Source organism: Alteriqipengyuania lutimaris (assembly GCF_003363135.1).
Classification (GTDB): domain Bacteria; phylum Pseudomonadota; class Alphaproteobacteria; order Sphingomonadales; family Sphingomonadaceae; genus Alteriqipengyuania; species Alteriqipengyuania lutimaris.
Map to the genome: position 1 here is coordinate 173,222 of NZ_QRBB01000001.1, position 14,423 is coordinate 187,644.

Here is a 14,423-nt window from a genome sequence, read left to right on the forward strand (position 1 = left end):
ATGGACGTGGCGGCGCTTTTCTTTGTTCCAAGGGTGATCGCCATTTTCCTCCGTATCGCTCCGCTCGCCCTCCTTCTCTCCGCCTGCGCAAGCGTGCCGGTGGCTGCGCCCCGCGCTGCCGCGGACGCGCCATCCTTGGCGGAGCAGACGGCATTCTCGGAGGACCTGACGAGGCGCACTTTCCACTATTTCTGGGAAACGACGGATACGCAGCGCTGCCTCGCGCCCGACCGCTGGCCATCCAACCCGTTCTCCTCGATCGCCGCGACGGGCTTCGCGCTGACCGCCTACGGGATCGGGGCGGAGCGCGGCTACGTCTCGCGCGAAGACGCGGCTCGGCGTACGCGCGACTGCCTCGAATTCTACTGGGGCGCGCCGCAGGGCCCCGACGCGACGGGCATGTCCGGCCACAAGGGGTTCTTCTACCACTTCCTCAACAACGAGGACGGCACCAGGCGCGGCAATACCGAGCTTTCGACCGTCGACACCGCGCTGCTGCTGGGCGGCGTGCTGTTCGCGCAGAGCTATTTCGACCGCGACGACCCGACCGAGCGCGAGATCCGCGACCTTGCGGAAAAGATCTACACCCGCGTCGACTGGACCTTCGTCCAGCGCGAGAACAGCGCCATCCCCTCCGCCAATGGCGGCAGCGGCAAGGCGATCGCCATGGGCTGGTATCCCGAACGCGGCGAGAACGGCGATTTCGGGACCCACGACTGGGTTGGCTACAACGAAGGCATGCTGGTCTACATCCTCGCCGCCGGGTCGCCGACGCACCCCATCGGGAAAGAGGCCTGGGACACCGGCTGGGCCGCCAACCTGGAGAAGGACTGGGGCACCTACTACGGATACGAGCACCTCCAGTTCGAGCCTCTGTTCGGCCACCAGTACAGCCATGTCTGGATCGACTTTCGCGGTATCCAGGACGAATTCATGGCGTCCAAGGGCATCGACTATTTCGACAACAGCCGCCGCGCGACACTGAGCCAGCGCGCCTATGGCGCGGACAACCCCAATAACTGGGACGGCTATTCCGACCAGCTATGGGGCTGGACGGCGTCCGACGGACCGGGCGGCGCCGCCAACGGCCGCGAGGTCAACGGCGAGAAGCGCGAGTTTCTCGGCTATGCCGCACGCGGCGTCAGCTCGGAACGGGTGATCGACGACGGGACCATCGTGCCCACAGCGGCCGGCGGCTCGATCGCCTTCGCGCCCGAGGTGACGCTCCCCGCGCTGATGAACATGCGCGCCGCCCATGGCGATGGTCTCTACACGCAATACGGGTTCAAGGACGCTTTCAATCCCAGCTACGTGTTCGTCGACGCGGGGAGCGCAAGCGGCACGGTCGATGCGCAATCCGGATGGGTCGCGCGCGACCATCTGGGCATCGACCAGGGGCCGATCCTCGCCATGCTCGAGAATCACCGCAGCGAGCTTGTCTGGCGCACGATGCGACGGAACCCCCATGTCCGGCGCGGGCTCGAACGGCTCGGCTTTACCGGCGGCTGGCTGGAAAAGTAGGCGGCGAAGCAAGCCGGAGCGTGACCAGAACGGGGTAATGGTCGGACGGCAAGCGGCCGCCCCAGTGCTGGGTGACGACCGCGTGGCTCGTCGTGGTCCAGTCCGACGTCACGAAGATATGGTCGATCGGAGTGGCGGGGTTTCGCATGATGTCGAACCCGGTGAAGGTACCGGTCGGGCCGTAGGGCGGCGACACGCTCGCCTCGCGCGTGGCGGCCAATCCCGCTGCCTCGTGCCCGACAAGCCGCCGATAGGGCTCGCTTGCAGGGTCTGAATTGAAATCACCCATCACGATGGTCGGCAGGCCGGCGCCGGGTCCGGTCGCAACCCAGTCGGCGATCAGGCTGGCGCTCTGCGCGCGAGCCTCGCCCCCGACATGGTCGAAATGCGTGTTGAGCGCGCGGATATCCCGCCCGCTCTGCCGATCGTGCAGGATCGCCCAGGTCGCGATGCGCGGCAGCGCGGCGTCCCAGTCCTTGCTCGGCTCGCCCGGCGTGCGCGACAACCAGAACGTGCCGGATTGCTTCAGCTCGAAGCGGTCCTGACGGTATGCCAGCGGGGAGAATTCTCCGGCCTCCTTGCCGTCGTCGCGCGCAACGCCGACCATCGCAAGACCGGGCAGCGCCCGCGCCAGATCGTCCTTCTGTTCCAGCAGGACCTCCTGCATACCGAGGATATCCGGCTCCTCGTGCCCGATCAGCGCCGTGACGAGCGACTTGCGATGGCGCCAGGCATTGTCCCCGTCCGCATCGGTCGCCAGCCGGATATTGAAGGTCATTGCCCTGACTGTCAGCCCTTCGGGCGGAGCCGATGCAGACGGAGGGACCTGGCCCGAGGCGCAACCGGCCAGCGCGGCAAGCAGCGCGGCGCAGGCAAAGGGCAGGATGCGCGAGGCGGCTGTGCCGCGTGCCCGGCTCACTGTCCGGCCTTCCGGTGCTGCTTGAGAAGCCACAGATACAGCTCCGCATCCTCGTACGCGGGATCCCACGAATTATGGCCGAGATCGGCATAGATCGTGAGGCGCGACTTGCGCCCGCCGCACGCCCGGATCGCACGCGCCATCGCGAAGCTGCCCTCGGGCTCGACCACGTCGTCGCGATCGCCGTGGAAGGCCCACACCGGAATATCGGCAAGCGCGCATCCCGTCGCCGCGTCGCCGCGCCCGGCCACCGGTGCCAGCGCCGCGAAGCGACCAGGGTCCGCCGCGCCCCACCGCCAGGTCGCGTGGCCACCACGGCTCAAGCCGGTCAGATAGATCCGGTCCGGATCGATCGGCAGTGTCGCGAGCGCGTGGTCGAGGATCCGTTCCAGCTTCGCGATGTCCCAGTCCTGCTCCGCCGGCAAGAGCGGCGAAATCAGGATGAAAGGAAAGTCGGGATCGCGATCGGCGTGTTTGGGCGGTCCGTTGCGCTTGACCGCATCGACATCGTCGCCGCGCTCGCCCGATCCATGCAAAAACAGCATCAGCGGCCATTTGCGTTCGGGATCGGCACTCACGGCCCCGCGTGGCACGAACAGCTGGTAGCGGTAATTACCCTCGTCGACGGCGGGCTGCGCATGCTGCCCCGTTTCCGGCTGGGCGGCTGCTACCGCCTGTCCGCCCGCTGCCAGCGCGAGCAGCGCAGCGAGGACGAGATTGCGGGGGATGCGGGGTTCGAACAGCTTCATCTTAGCGGCCCTTCGGATGTAATCGGTTTCATCGCTGATCATGCACCATTGCGGCCCCGCACGAAACAACCGATCTTACGTTTCAGTCCTCTTTCGCCGGACCGATTTTGCAGGTTGATCCCCGAACGGCGAGCGTAGGCTCGATGACCAGACTGTCTGCCGGCTGCAGCTGCTCGCCTCCCATCGCTCGCAACAGAAGGCGGGCGGCCGACGAACCCAGGTGCATGATGTCGGAATGGACGGTCGTGAGCTGCGGCGTGACATAGCGGGCCAGCGGAATATCGTCGAAACCGGCCAGCAGGATGTCGCGCCCCGCCTCGATGCCGGCTTCACGCAGTTCCGCCATCAGGTCGACCGCCATCATGTCGTTGGCCGCAAACACCGCATCGTAGGCGTGCCCTTCGGCAAGCAGGCGCCGGGCTGCCTCGCCCCCAGCTCCTTCACGAAAATCGCCCCGCAGGATCAGCGGCTCGTCTTGTCCCAGGCGCTCGCGCAGCACGTCGCGAAAGCCCAGCTCGCGTTCGCCCGCATCGCGATTGTTCTCGGGCCCGGCGAGATGGACGATGCTGCGTGCGCCGCAATCGATCAGGTGTTCGGTAACCAGCCTGGCGCCAGCGTAGTTGTCGACCGTGACGAAGGGGATGGTCCCGGCCGCAGAACCTGCGCTCAGCAGCACCATCGGAAGATCGCGAACCAAGGCGTCGGGAATGGTCTCCGCCGAGGAATCGGGCGGCATGACCAGCAGCCCGTCGACCCGTCCGCGCATGGCGCGCACAGCCTGCCCGGTTTCGACAGCGCTGCCGTGCATATTGCCCAGCAGCAACGTCTTGCCTGCCCCGTGCACCACCAGGTCGATCCCGCGGATCATCTCGGAGAAGAATTCTCCGAAAAGGTCGGGCAGGACAACCCCGATCGTATCGGTGCGCTGGCGCGTCAGGCTCCGCGCGCCGCTATGCGGGACATAGTCGAGCTGGCTCGCCGCCGCTTCGATCCGCTCGCGTGTGGTCCGGGTGACGTTGGTCATCCCGTTCAGCGCGCGCGACGCGGTGGCAACCGAAACACCGGCGGCCTTTGCAACATCCCTGATCGTCGTCATCGCACGCATTGCCCCCGCTTCGCTGCAGATCGCAGCCTAGCGCCGCATCATGGTCGCCAGCAAGAGCGCCTGGATGATTACCATGCAGCGAGGTCGAGGATCGGGGCGCGCAACCCGGACTGCGGGTCGCTCCCCTTGGCGGGCGGGGAAAGCCAGAGCGTTCCCTTCGATGTCAGGAACTCGATCTGTCGGTATCGAACTCGACCCAGATATTCCCGGGGAGCTCGACGCGAAAATGGTCTCGAGACACGGGGCAGTCGATAAGCGGACCAATCCGCGCATCTTCAGGTTCAATGCCATGACGAAACCGCGAGAATGGCATCTTCGAAGATCGCTTCGGATCCCTCGATCACCGCGTCCCGCCATCGGGGGTCCGAAGGGATGAAGCGCTCGATGAGTTGCTCCCTGATCCAATCCTGTCGCTCGGGCGCCCCGCCGGCGCGGTGGCGGAGCCAGTTGTCCATCAACAGCGCCTCGACCATCCTGTCGATATCGTAGGTGCCCCACTCGACCGTGAGGCTGAGAGCTTTTCCGCCCTCGTGCTCCTCGATCTCGCGGCGCAGGCGATCGGCTAGGACGCCCCGATACGCGATGGACGCGCCTTCGACGACATCGTCGCAATGAATGCTGCGATCCGGCCACCAGGAAGACACCAGTCGATGGTCGGCACTGTCCCGGGCCGCATCCAGAATGAAGAACGGCTCGGCCCAGGGGCCGATCCCCGTATGCCAGTCCAGAATCAACGTCCTGCCGCGGTTCGGCTTATGCTTCTCGGCAATCTCCTTTGCCACCTGCGTCGACCATGCCTGCTCGGCACCTCCGAAGCTGAGGCCGTCGGGAAAAGCGTACTGGCCGCTCGCGACGGCACCGAGCGCCCACTCCATTCCGTGCTGGCGTGCGAGGGCGGCAAAGGCACCGGAGAAAGCGGCCAGCCCGGCCGTATCGGGCTCATTCGCGATGACTATGGGGTGCAGCGTCTCGTATGCTAGGTTTGTCGGGATAGGGGCCGACCAGTCGAGCGCGTTGCGGTTGAGGTCGATGCCATCCTCGTTCCCCCGGCTGGCATAGGCCCAGCCGAAAGGATTGAGTGGGTGTACCAGAACGACCGCGACGCCATCGGGCAGGCGCGATGCTCCGCCCTGCATCAGCCAGTTCACCATGGCTGCCGAGCCTCCCGCCGCTTCTAGGCCATGCAGACCGCAGGATGTGAGCAGGAGACGCTGCGCATCCGCCGCGCCGAAACGAACCGCATCGATCGCGAGCTCCTCCCCCACCGGACCGGCACGATCCGGCATAACGAAGCTCTCGATCGTCCCTCCCGCAGCATGGGCCGCTGCGCAGAAGCGGCTGCGCCCCTCGCGATAGGTTGAGGAGAAAGGATCGGTCACGGCGAACTCCGGTAACAGAAACGGCGGGTATCGGGCGTCGTCAGAAACGCCCTGTCACCGTTACACCGTAGGTCCGGCCCATTCGCGGGCTTTCCACGATCGTGCCGAAGAAATCACGCAAACTGTCGAGCGCGCCGCGCTCGTCGGTCAGGTTGCGCGCCCAGACTGCCAGCTCGAAATGATCGCCCGGCAGGGCAAGCGCCGCGCGCGCGTTCACCAGCGTCGTATCGTCGATATACCCGAACGGCACCTGCGCTCCCAGCGCCAGCGTGCTGGTCTTCACGTTGTCTTCGGTGGTGAAATAGCCGCCGGTATGCGTCAGGTCCGCATGGAGCGTCAGCCGCGTGCCGCGGGAATCGAGGTCACGCGCATAGGTCGCGCCTGCCGATCCGCTGAATTTGGGCGCGCTCGCCAGCCGGTTGCCAGAGATATCGCTGCCGCCCGAGCCGCCGCCGGGGAATGCGGCATAGGTCGCATCGAGCACGCCTGCCGACCCCTGCAGCGTCAGGCTGTCGGTCGCGCGCAGCGTGGCTTCGAGCTCGATACCCCGGGTTTCCACCTCGGCGGCGTTGGTGATGCGGATCGTGGTCTGCCCGCCGCCCAGATCGACGAACTGGTTGACCTGGTAGTCCTCGTAATTGGCGATGAAGCCCGCCAGGTTGAGGGCAACGCGGCGGTCGAAGAGCGAGGTCTTGAGCCCGATTTCGTAGCTGTCGACGGTCTCCTTCGCGAATTCCAGACCCTCGTTGGCCGCCAGTTCGGCGGAGCTGACGTAGTCGAGGTTGAACCCCCCGCTCTTGTAGCCCGAGGAATACTTGGCGTAGCCGGTGACATCGTCCGCGAAATCGTAGCTCAGGCTGGCAGCGGTCGCGAGGAAGCGGTCCGTATGGCTGTCATCCAGAGGCTGCGGGTTGCCGGCGGCGTCTGGGTTCGTGACGCCGATATCGAGGACCGACCCGCCGGCCCGGCCGTCGAGCAGCCACGTCACATCCTTCGTTTCGATCGAATAGCGTGCACCGAACCCCAGCTTGAGGCGCGGCGTGAACTCGTAACTGCCGTTGAGATAGACCGCGATGCTTTCCGTCGTCACCGTACCCGAATTGTAGACGCGCGAGCCCTCGGGCCCGATGCCGACGATCGAGGCGATCGTCGCCAGATCCGCCTGGGTCAGCGCATTCGGGTCGAGGCCGAGGAGCGGCGCGACCGACGGGCCGACAAGCGGGCCCACGAAGCCTTCGTAGAAATCGCTGCCCAGCACCGCGTCGCGCCGGGTCTCGGCCGTCTGCTTGTAGAGATACGCACCCAGCATCCAGGTGAGCCGGTCTTCGGACGGCGAGAGGAGCTGCAGCTCTTCGGACCATTGTTCGAAGCGATCCTCGTACTCGACGAAGACGATCGATTGCGGCGAATAGTCGGTGTCGTTCTCGTACAGCGAATAGGTATCGCGATAGCCAGTGATGCTCTTGACCGTATACCCGCTGTCGAAGCGATATTCGAGATCGGCGAGACCGCCGTACAGATTGCGGGTCTCTGCCGGGTCGAAATCGAAGGCGACGGTTTCGGGCTCGGGCGCGCTCTGATCGGGGAACAGGCCGAAAGTGTCGCTCACCGCCTTGCCGACCAGCACCCGATTGGATGCATTGAGCCCGTCGAAGGCGAAATTGGCCTCGAACTCAGGGCTCGGCGCAAAGCGGAGCTGGGCGCGGTACGCGGTGACATCGCGCGATCCCAGATCATTGCCGGTGACGGTGTTGGTGACGTAGCCGTCGCGGTCGGTCTTCGAGGCGGAGACTTTTACGGCGAGCGTCTCGCCCAGCGGCACGTTGAGGTGGCCCTTGAATTCGCGGAAGTCGTAGTTGCCAAGGTCCGCCGAGACCATGCCTTCGAGACGCTGGGTCGGCTTCCTGGTCACCAGGCTGACCGCGCCCGCCACGGTGTTCTTGCCGAACAGCATGCCCTGCGGGCCGCGCAGCACCTCTACCCGCTCCAGGTCGAGTAGCTCCTGGTTCACCGCAGGCGACTGGCCCAGATAAACCCCGTCGACATATACGCCGACGCGGCTGTCGAAGCCGATATTGCGCGAATAGGAGCCGACCCCGCGGATCGTGATGACCGCGCGCGAATCATTGTGCTGCGAAATCTCGACATTGGGGATGTAGCCGCCGATCTCCGAGAGTTCGCGGACATTGGTCTGCTCGATATTCGCACCGCTGAAGACCGATATCGCGATCGGGACCTCGGTCAGCTTCTCGGCGCGGCGGGTCGCGGTGACGATGATTTCGGTCGGCATGTCTTGCAGGTCCTGCGCGCTCGCGCCCGCGGCATCGGGCGAAGACGCGTCCTGGGCGAGTGCGATCGAAGGCGCCGCGGCGATCAGGATCGCGGCGAGGCTGCTGGTCGCCAGATGTATCGATTTCATGGTCTACCCTCCAATGTCCCGGTCGCGAGCGGCGCATTCTTCCACCGACTGCTCGACCCCCGCATTGGAAGTTAATTGACTTAACTTTCGATTGTCAATGCACTGGTTTGACGCTAGGCCCGAAGGATGGAGTCGAGCGATTCAGCGCTGGATGTCGGTGCCGCAACCGTCGGTAAGGGCGTTTCGAAGCCGGCCCGCGCACGTAAGAAGCGCGGATATCACCACGGCGACCTGCGTAATTCGATCATCGCCGCGGTGGCCGATCTGATTGCCGAGCAGCGCTCCGCCAATATCCAGCTGCGCGACGTCGCAGCGCGCGTCGGGACGTCGCAGCCCGCGATCTACAAGCATTTCGACGGCAAGCAGGCGCTGCTGGTCGAAGTCGCCGTCGCGGGGTACGAGCTTCAGACCCAGCTGCGCGACGATGCCCTCAAGCAGGCGCGGCCCTCGCCGCTCTATCGCCTGCTTGCGATCGCGCTCGCCTATGTCCGCTTTTCGCAGACATATCCCGGCTACTTCCTGCTGATGAAGAACTTCGAGACGGACGAGATGCTGTCCGCGCCGCGCTATCGCGCGCAGCTGGAAAATTCGCTCAACGTTTTCAGGAGCAACGTGACGGAGGCGATCGAAGAGGGATTGCTCGTCGACGTCGGTCTCGAACTGACGATGGCAACGTTGCAGACCGCGGCTTCGGGCCTCGCGCACCTGCTGATCGCAGGCCAGATGCCTTTCGTCGCCCCCTCGATCTCGGACCGGCCGGAGCTTCCGCTGGAGGTTCTGCGCCTCGTCTTCGCCGGTCTGCTGACGCCGAAGGGCCAGAATCTGTTCGATGAAGCGGGGACCGACCCCTTCGTCGCCCTGTCCGCAAAACCGACCGAACCCGCTACCGGAGAAGAAGAATGACACCGGACGCTTCCGTGCCGACCATGGGCGATATCCTTGCCGTTTCGTATCGCGATGCGCTTCCCGCGCCAGAGCCGACCAAGGCCGACACGGCGCTGCTGCTGGTCGACGTCCAAAACATGGCCGCGCCGGATTACCTCGCCGAGGCGGCGATCGAGGCCGGGATGGAGCGGGACGCGGTCCAGGCCGCACTCTCGGACTATCGGAGCAGGTTCGATGCGGCGCTGGCGAATTGCGTGAAAGCGCTCGACGCCGCGCGAGCTGCGGGCATTGCCCCGGTGCATATCCGCATCCAGTCGCTGGCGGCCGACGGTTGCGACACCGGGCTGCTGCATCGCCGGCTCGGATGGCGCTATCCGCCCGGATCGAAGGGCACCGCGTTCCTTCCCGCAGCCGAGCCCCGGCCCGGCGAGATCGCGCTGACCAAGACCGCGAGCGGGGGCTTTACCGGCACCGCGCTCGACTTCACCTTGCGCAGCATGGGGGTCGAACATCTGTTCATCTGCGGATTCGTCGCCGACGAATGCGTCGAGACCACGCTGCGCCAGGGGCTGGACCTGGGCTATCGCGCGAAAATCATCGAGGATGCCACCACATCCTATTTCAGGGAATCCACCGAGCATTCGCTGTCCAAATTCACCAGCTACGGCTTCACGATCACGTCGAACGATTTTTCCGCACTTATGGCGGGGCTGTCTTCGGGCGAATGACCGGTCGCTGATTTAGGACGGGCCGAAGCCGGGGCGAGCCTTGGCGTACTGGGATTTGGACGAAAGCATGAATGCCAGAGCCCTGCTCCAGGAAGCGAATGCGCGGCCAACGATCGCGAACGCTCGATCCCAGCCGAAGCCCACGCACGCGTGTCCCACAGGCGCACCCGCCCGGAAAGCCTGTCGCCTTACAGCGACGCTCGGATAGGCTCGGGGCGGTGGTGCCCCATAGACGACAAAAATGGTCACTCAGATCATCGGGAAATTTTTCTCCCACGTCCATAAGCCACCACGATGAGGTACGAAGCTACGCTTGATGTGAGTGAAGCAGCGGCAGTCGCGAACCACCTATAGCGACGCCCTCGGCCTTAAGATGCAGCACTACCCTGAAGATTCACCACTTCAGGACCGGCTGCACTGTCAGGCCTTCTCATCGACCATCAGGTGCAGAACCTTGTCTCCGACCAGTTGTCTGTGAAGGTAGCGATAGCTCCTCGGCAACAGTGCGTGGTCGAACTTCGCAGGATCGATCAGGTCGGCGACGATACGTCCGGGTGCCCGCAGCAGTTCAACGACGTTCGCCTTACCGCCCAGCGCGGCATGGAACTCCGCCTCTTCGAACGGGGGCAGCGATGCTGCAGCGGTCTCGGAAACCTCGACCGGGTCGTGCCTTTGCGAAGTCATCGCTTTCGAGATTCGCCCGGCCAGCAGTTCCGCTGTCGGTCCGATAATCACCTGCATCGTCTCGGGCGTCGGCCGGATGACGCCGTGCGCTCCGAGCTTCTTGAGAGCAGGTTCGTCGGCCATCTCGCTATCGGCGAGGACGAGGCGCAGCCTGGTGGTGCAGGCGCCCAGCTGCAGGACGTTTCCTTCCCCTCCCAGCGCGCGAAGCCAATCGCCCGCCAGCGTCGTATCGTCCACCGCAGCGTCCGGCACCGCGCTCGCCTGGACCGCCTCCCTCCCGGGGGTCGCGAGGTTCATGCGCCTGATCACGAAGCTGAACGAGAAATAATACGCGAAGAAATAGACCGCGCCGACGGGCAGCAGAAGCAGCGGGTTCGTGGCTATTCCGAAATTGAGGACATAGTCGATCAACCCGGCCGAAAAGCCGAAACCGAGTTTCACGTCGAGCAGGTCCATCACGACCATCGACAGGCCGGTCAGCACGGCGTGAACCACGAACAGCACCGGCGCGAGGAAGATGAAGGTGAATTCGATCGGCTCGGTAATACCGGTCAGGGCGGATGTCAGCGCCATCGACAGGTAGAGCCCGCTCACCGCCTTGCGCCTTTCGCGCGGGGCCGCGCGATACATGGCGAGGCACGCGGCCGGCATGCCGAACATCATCACGGGGAAGAACCCGGCCATGAAGGCGCCCGCACTCGGGTCTCCGGCGAAGAAGCGGCGCAGGTCGCCCGTTGCGCCGTTGTAGTCGCCGATCACGAACCACGCGACATTGTTGAGAATGTGATGGAGCCCGGTGACGATCAGCAGGCGATTGAGCGCGCCGTAGATGAACAGGCCGATCTCGCCTGAGCTTACGATCGCGCGGCTGGCGGCGTCGATCGCGCTTTCGACGTAGTGCCAGTATTCGCCGAAAAGGAACCCCAGCACCAGCGCCGCCCCGCCGGCAGCGATGGGCACGAAGCGGCGACCGCCGAAAAACGCGAGGAAGTCCGGCAGCTTTATCTCGGCGTAGCGGTTGAAGAGCTGCCCGCCGATAATGCCGCACAAGATGCCCAGCGGGACGCCAAGCTTGGCAATCGCCGCCGCGCGGAAATCGGCGATGGCTCGGGCTGTCGCATCAGTGTCGAGCCCTGTGAGCAGATCGGGCGGTACCTCGATCAGCGCCTGCGCGCTGTTGGTCGCGATGAGGAATGCGACAAGACCCGCCAGGCCGGCCGCGCCATGATTGTCGCGCGCGAAGCCGATCGCGACGCCGATTGCGAAGATCGAACCCAGATTTGCGAAGATCGCTTCGCCCGCCGCCGAGATGAACGCGATATCGAGCAGGTCGGGTTGGCCCAGGCGCAGGAGCAGACCGGCCACCGGCAGCACCGCGATCGGCAGCATCAGCGAACGGCCCAGCTGCTGCACGGCGGCGAAAACGCGCTCCTTCACGGTTGCACCTCTTCCAGGTCTAGCAGGCGGCCGACGGTGGTCCGCACCTCCTGCGGGCTCTCGCACGCCAAAGCCGCTTTTGCAGCGGCGCGGCACTGGTCGAGCGTCATCCCGCGCAGGTGTTGCTTGAGCTCGGGGATGCGCGCGGCGCTGGCCGATAGCTCCGTCACGCCGAGCCCGATCAGGACGACCGCAGCGAGATGGTCGCCGGCGGCTCCGCCGCATACGCCGAGCTGAACCCCGTTGGCGGAGCACGCCTCGCCGGTCATGGCAATCAGGCGCAGGACGGCGGGGTGGAGGGGATCGAGCATTGCGGCGAGCGCCGGATTGGTCCGGTCGACGGCCAGCGCATATTGCGTGAGGTCGTTCGTGCCGACCGAGAGAAAGTCGACCCTTCGTGCCAGCGCATCGGCCAGCAAGGCGCTGGCAGGCGTCTCGATCATCGCGCCGAGCCGTACCTGACCGGTATGCCCCATGTCCTCGCGAACGTGATCGACAATCGTGCGAAGCGTGTCGAACTCTTCGGCAGAGGCGATCATCGGGGCCATGATGTGCGCGGGGCGCGATCCCGCGGCGCGCAGGATGGCGCGCAGCTGGCTTTCGAGCAGGTCGGGAAAGCGCAGCGAGACGCGAATGCCGCGCAGGCCCAGCGCGGGGTTGTCCTCAGGCTCCAGCGCCAGATAGTCCGCCGGCTTGTCGGCGCCGATATCCAGCGTGCGGATGATGACGGGCCGGTCGTCAAAGGCGTCCATGATCTCGCCATAGATCTGCGCCTGCTCTTCCTCGGACGGAGGTGCCTCGCGGTGCAGGAAGAGGAATTCGGTGCGTAGCAGGCCGATCCCCTCGGCACCCAGGCGGACTGCCTCGCTCGCGTCAGCGACACTGCCGAGATTGGCGAAGACCTCGATCCGTTCCCCGCTGGCCAGCCGGGTGTCCGTCATGGTCTGGCACAGCGCCGTCTCATGAGCGGCGGTGCGGCGCTCGATAGCGTGGGCAAGTTCGCGCTGCTCCGCTTCGGACAGGGTGTAACGAAGAAGGCCCGTGCTCCCGTCGAGGTGAACGGCGCAATCGTCGGGCACCTCGCACAGCGGTTTGCCGAACGCGACCGCCATGGGAATGCCCGCCGACGCGGCGAGGATGGCGAGGTGCGATGTCGGGCCGCCGGCCATCGTGGCGATGCCTGCGATGCCCGCCGCCATCAGCGCCTCGAAATCGGACGGATAGAGGTCGTTCGCGATGACGATCGAACCTGCCGGTGCCATCACCTCGTCCGCCGCGCCTACAAGAACGCGCAGGAAGCGTTGGCGCAAATCGGCGAAGTCGTCGGCACGGTCGGCAAGGCGGCTGTCTTCGAGCGCGCGCATCTCCGCCTCCTGCTCGGTCATGACGTCCTGCCACGCCATTGCGGCACTCGCGCCGCCCTCGATCCGCGTTCTTGCCGTGTCGAGGAGGACCGGATCGTCAAGGATGGCGAGATGCGCGGCTGCGATGGTGGCACCGTGGCCCTTGCTTTCGGCATCGAGACTGGCGCGCAGCTCGGCCTGCGCATCGGCGAAACGCTGGTGCTCGACGTCGGCACCCTGCGAGGTTTCGGTGACTTCCAGCTTCGAGCGATGGAGGTAGAAGGCCTTCGCCAGCGCCTGACCCGGCGCGGCGGCGACCCCTGCGATCGTGCCTCGCGGAAGCTCGGCTCCCGTGCGTTGCGGGGCCATGCGGAGCTTGGGGCTGGCGGGCTCGGACGCAGGCTTGGTGGCCCCTTCGATAACGTCGCCCGCGCCCGATTCGATCAGCGCGACGACCGCGTCCACGGCTTGCGCAGCATCCTTGCCACCCGCACGCACGGTCAGTCGCGCGCCGTGGCTGGCGCCAAGCTTCATCACCGACGTCGTGCTACGCCCGTCGGCTGTCTTGGCGCCAAGCACGATTTCGATCGGCCCGTCCCACCGGGCAGCTTCTGCAGCGATCGCGGCGGCCGGGCGTGCGTGGAGACCGTGCGGGAGGGGCAGAGTCACACTGCGTTCTTCCGACATGGCCGCTTGCGGACCGGCACGATCCGCCGCCTCCAGGGAAGCGGCAATCTGGAAAAGTGTTTCACCGGCTTCGCACGGGCGGGGAAACGCGCCGTGCGGCTGGATATCGCGCGCTTCCGAATCGAGCACGATGATGGGGGTGGCTAGGCTCTTGCCAGCGCGGGCCACGGCGGCCAGGTCGACCTGCATCAGCGGGTCGCCGGCCGTTACCGTGTCGCCTTTCGAGACCAACATCGCGAAAGGCGAACCGCCCAGCGCGACCGTATCGATCCCGCAGTGAATGAGGATCTGCCGTCCGTCAGCCACTTCGATCGTAACGGCGTGCCGGGCGGTCGCAACTGCGGCGACCACCCCGTCGCAAGGAGACCGGATGGTTTCGTCCAGCAGCTCGATCGCCAACCCTGCTCCGAGCGCGGCGGAGGCGAAGGCCGGGTCGGGCACCTGGTCGAGCGGCACCACCCAACCGGCGGCCGGAGCGCAGATCGTCGGCCCTGTCGCTCCGGTCGAGGAGGTCGATACTGCCACTTATGTCTCCCCAGTGGTGCGCAAAAGCGCAGGCCTTCGCCC

The 14,423-nt window shown here is 65.7% G+C and carries 10 protein-coding genes; 3 read left to right on the forward strand and 7 right to left on the reverse strand.

Going from position 1 to position 14,423, the window contains the following annotated elements:
* Positions 1-99 precede the first annotated feature (99 nt).
* On the forward strand, positions 100-1,521 hold the full coding sequence (locus DL238_RS00820; protein ID WP_234030902.1) for a glucoamylase family protein: 1,422 nt from the start codon (positions 100-102) through the stop codon (positions 1,519-1,521).
* On the opposite strand, the gene DL238_RS00825 is transcribed toward DL238_RS00820, so the two are convergent.
* From DL238_RS00825 to DL238_RS00845, 5 genes are all read right to left on the reverse strand, one after another.
* Positions 1,496-2,440, reverse strand: a complete 945-nt coding sequence (locus DL238_RS00825) for an endonuclease/exonuclease/phosphatase family protein (RefSeq protein ID WP_147290960.1) — start codon at positions 2,438-2,440, stop codon at positions 1,496-1,498. The two genes, DL238_RS00820 and DL238_RS00825, sit on opposite strands and share 26 nt — an antisense overlap.
* Positions 2,437-3,189, reverse strand: a complete 753-nt coding sequence (locus DL238_RS00830; RefSeq protein ID WP_147290961.1) for a carboxylesterase family protein — start codon at positions 3,187-3,189, stop codon at positions 2,437-2,439. Before DL238_RS00830 ends, DL238_RS00825 begins: the two co-directional genes overlap by 4 nt.
* Before the next feature lie 82 nt (positions 3,190-3,271).
* Complete coding sequence (locus tag DL238_RS00835) at positions 3,272-4,294, reverse strand: LacI family DNA-binding transcriptional regulator (RefSeq protein WP_115490538.1); 1,023 nt, start codon at positions 4,292-4,294, stop codon at positions 3,272-3,274.
* A 281-nt stretch (positions 4,295-4,575) separates the two neighbouring features.
* Positions 4,576-5,673 carry a DUF2817 domain-containing protein gene (locus tag DL238_RS00840; RefSeq protein WP_181883773.1) on the reverse strand — a complete coding sequence of 366 codons (1,098 nt, stop codon included), beginning with the start codon at positions 5,671-5,673 and terminating at the stop codon, positions 4,576-4,578.
* 40 nt (positions 5,674-5,713) lie between these two features.
* The gene (locus tag DL238_RS00845; protein WP_115490540.1) at positions 5,714-8,092 is read right to left on the reverse strand and encodes a TonB-dependent receptor; all 2,379 of its coding nucleotides are present in this window, start codon (positions 8,090-8,092) and stop codon (positions 5,714-5,716) included.
* 126 nt (positions 8,093-8,218) lie between these two features.
* On the opposite strand from DL238_RS00845, the gene DL238_RS00850 reads away from it, so the two are divergent.
* On the forward strand, positions 8,219-8,995 hold the full coding sequence (locus DL238_RS00850; RefSeq protein WP_115490541.1) for a TetR/AcrR family transcriptional regulator: 777 nt from the start codon (positions 8,219-8,221) through the stop codon (positions 8,993-8,995).
* On the forward strand, positions 8,992-9,705 hold the full coding sequence (locus tag DL238_RS00855; protein ID WP_115490542.1) for a cysteine hydrolase family protein: 714 nt from the start codon (positions 8,992-8,994) through the stop codon (positions 9,703-9,705). Before DL238_RS00850 ends, DL238_RS00855 begins: the two co-directional genes overlap by 4 nt.
* 420 nt (positions 9,706-10,125) lie before the next feature.
* Here the strand turns inward: DL238_RS00855 and nagE are convergent, their stop codons facing one another.
* Together nagE and ptsP are read right to left on the reverse strand one after the other, a co-directional pair.
* Entirely contained in the window at positions 10,126-11,826 is a 1,701-nt protein-coding gene (nagE, locus tag DL238_RS00860; RefSeq protein WP_115490543.1) for an N-acetylglucosamine-specific PTS transporter subunit IIBC, read from the reverse strand.
* Positions 11,823-14,381 (reverse strand): phosphoenolpyruvate--protein phosphotransferase, encoded by a 2,559-nt coding sequence (gene ptsP, locus DL238_RS00865; protein WP_115490544.1) that lies wholly within the window; start codon positions 14,379-14,381, stop codon positions 11,823-11,825. The genes nagE and ptsP overlap by 4 nt, the downstream gene beginning before the upstream one ends.
* Positions 14,382-14,423: the final 42 nt, after the last annotated feature.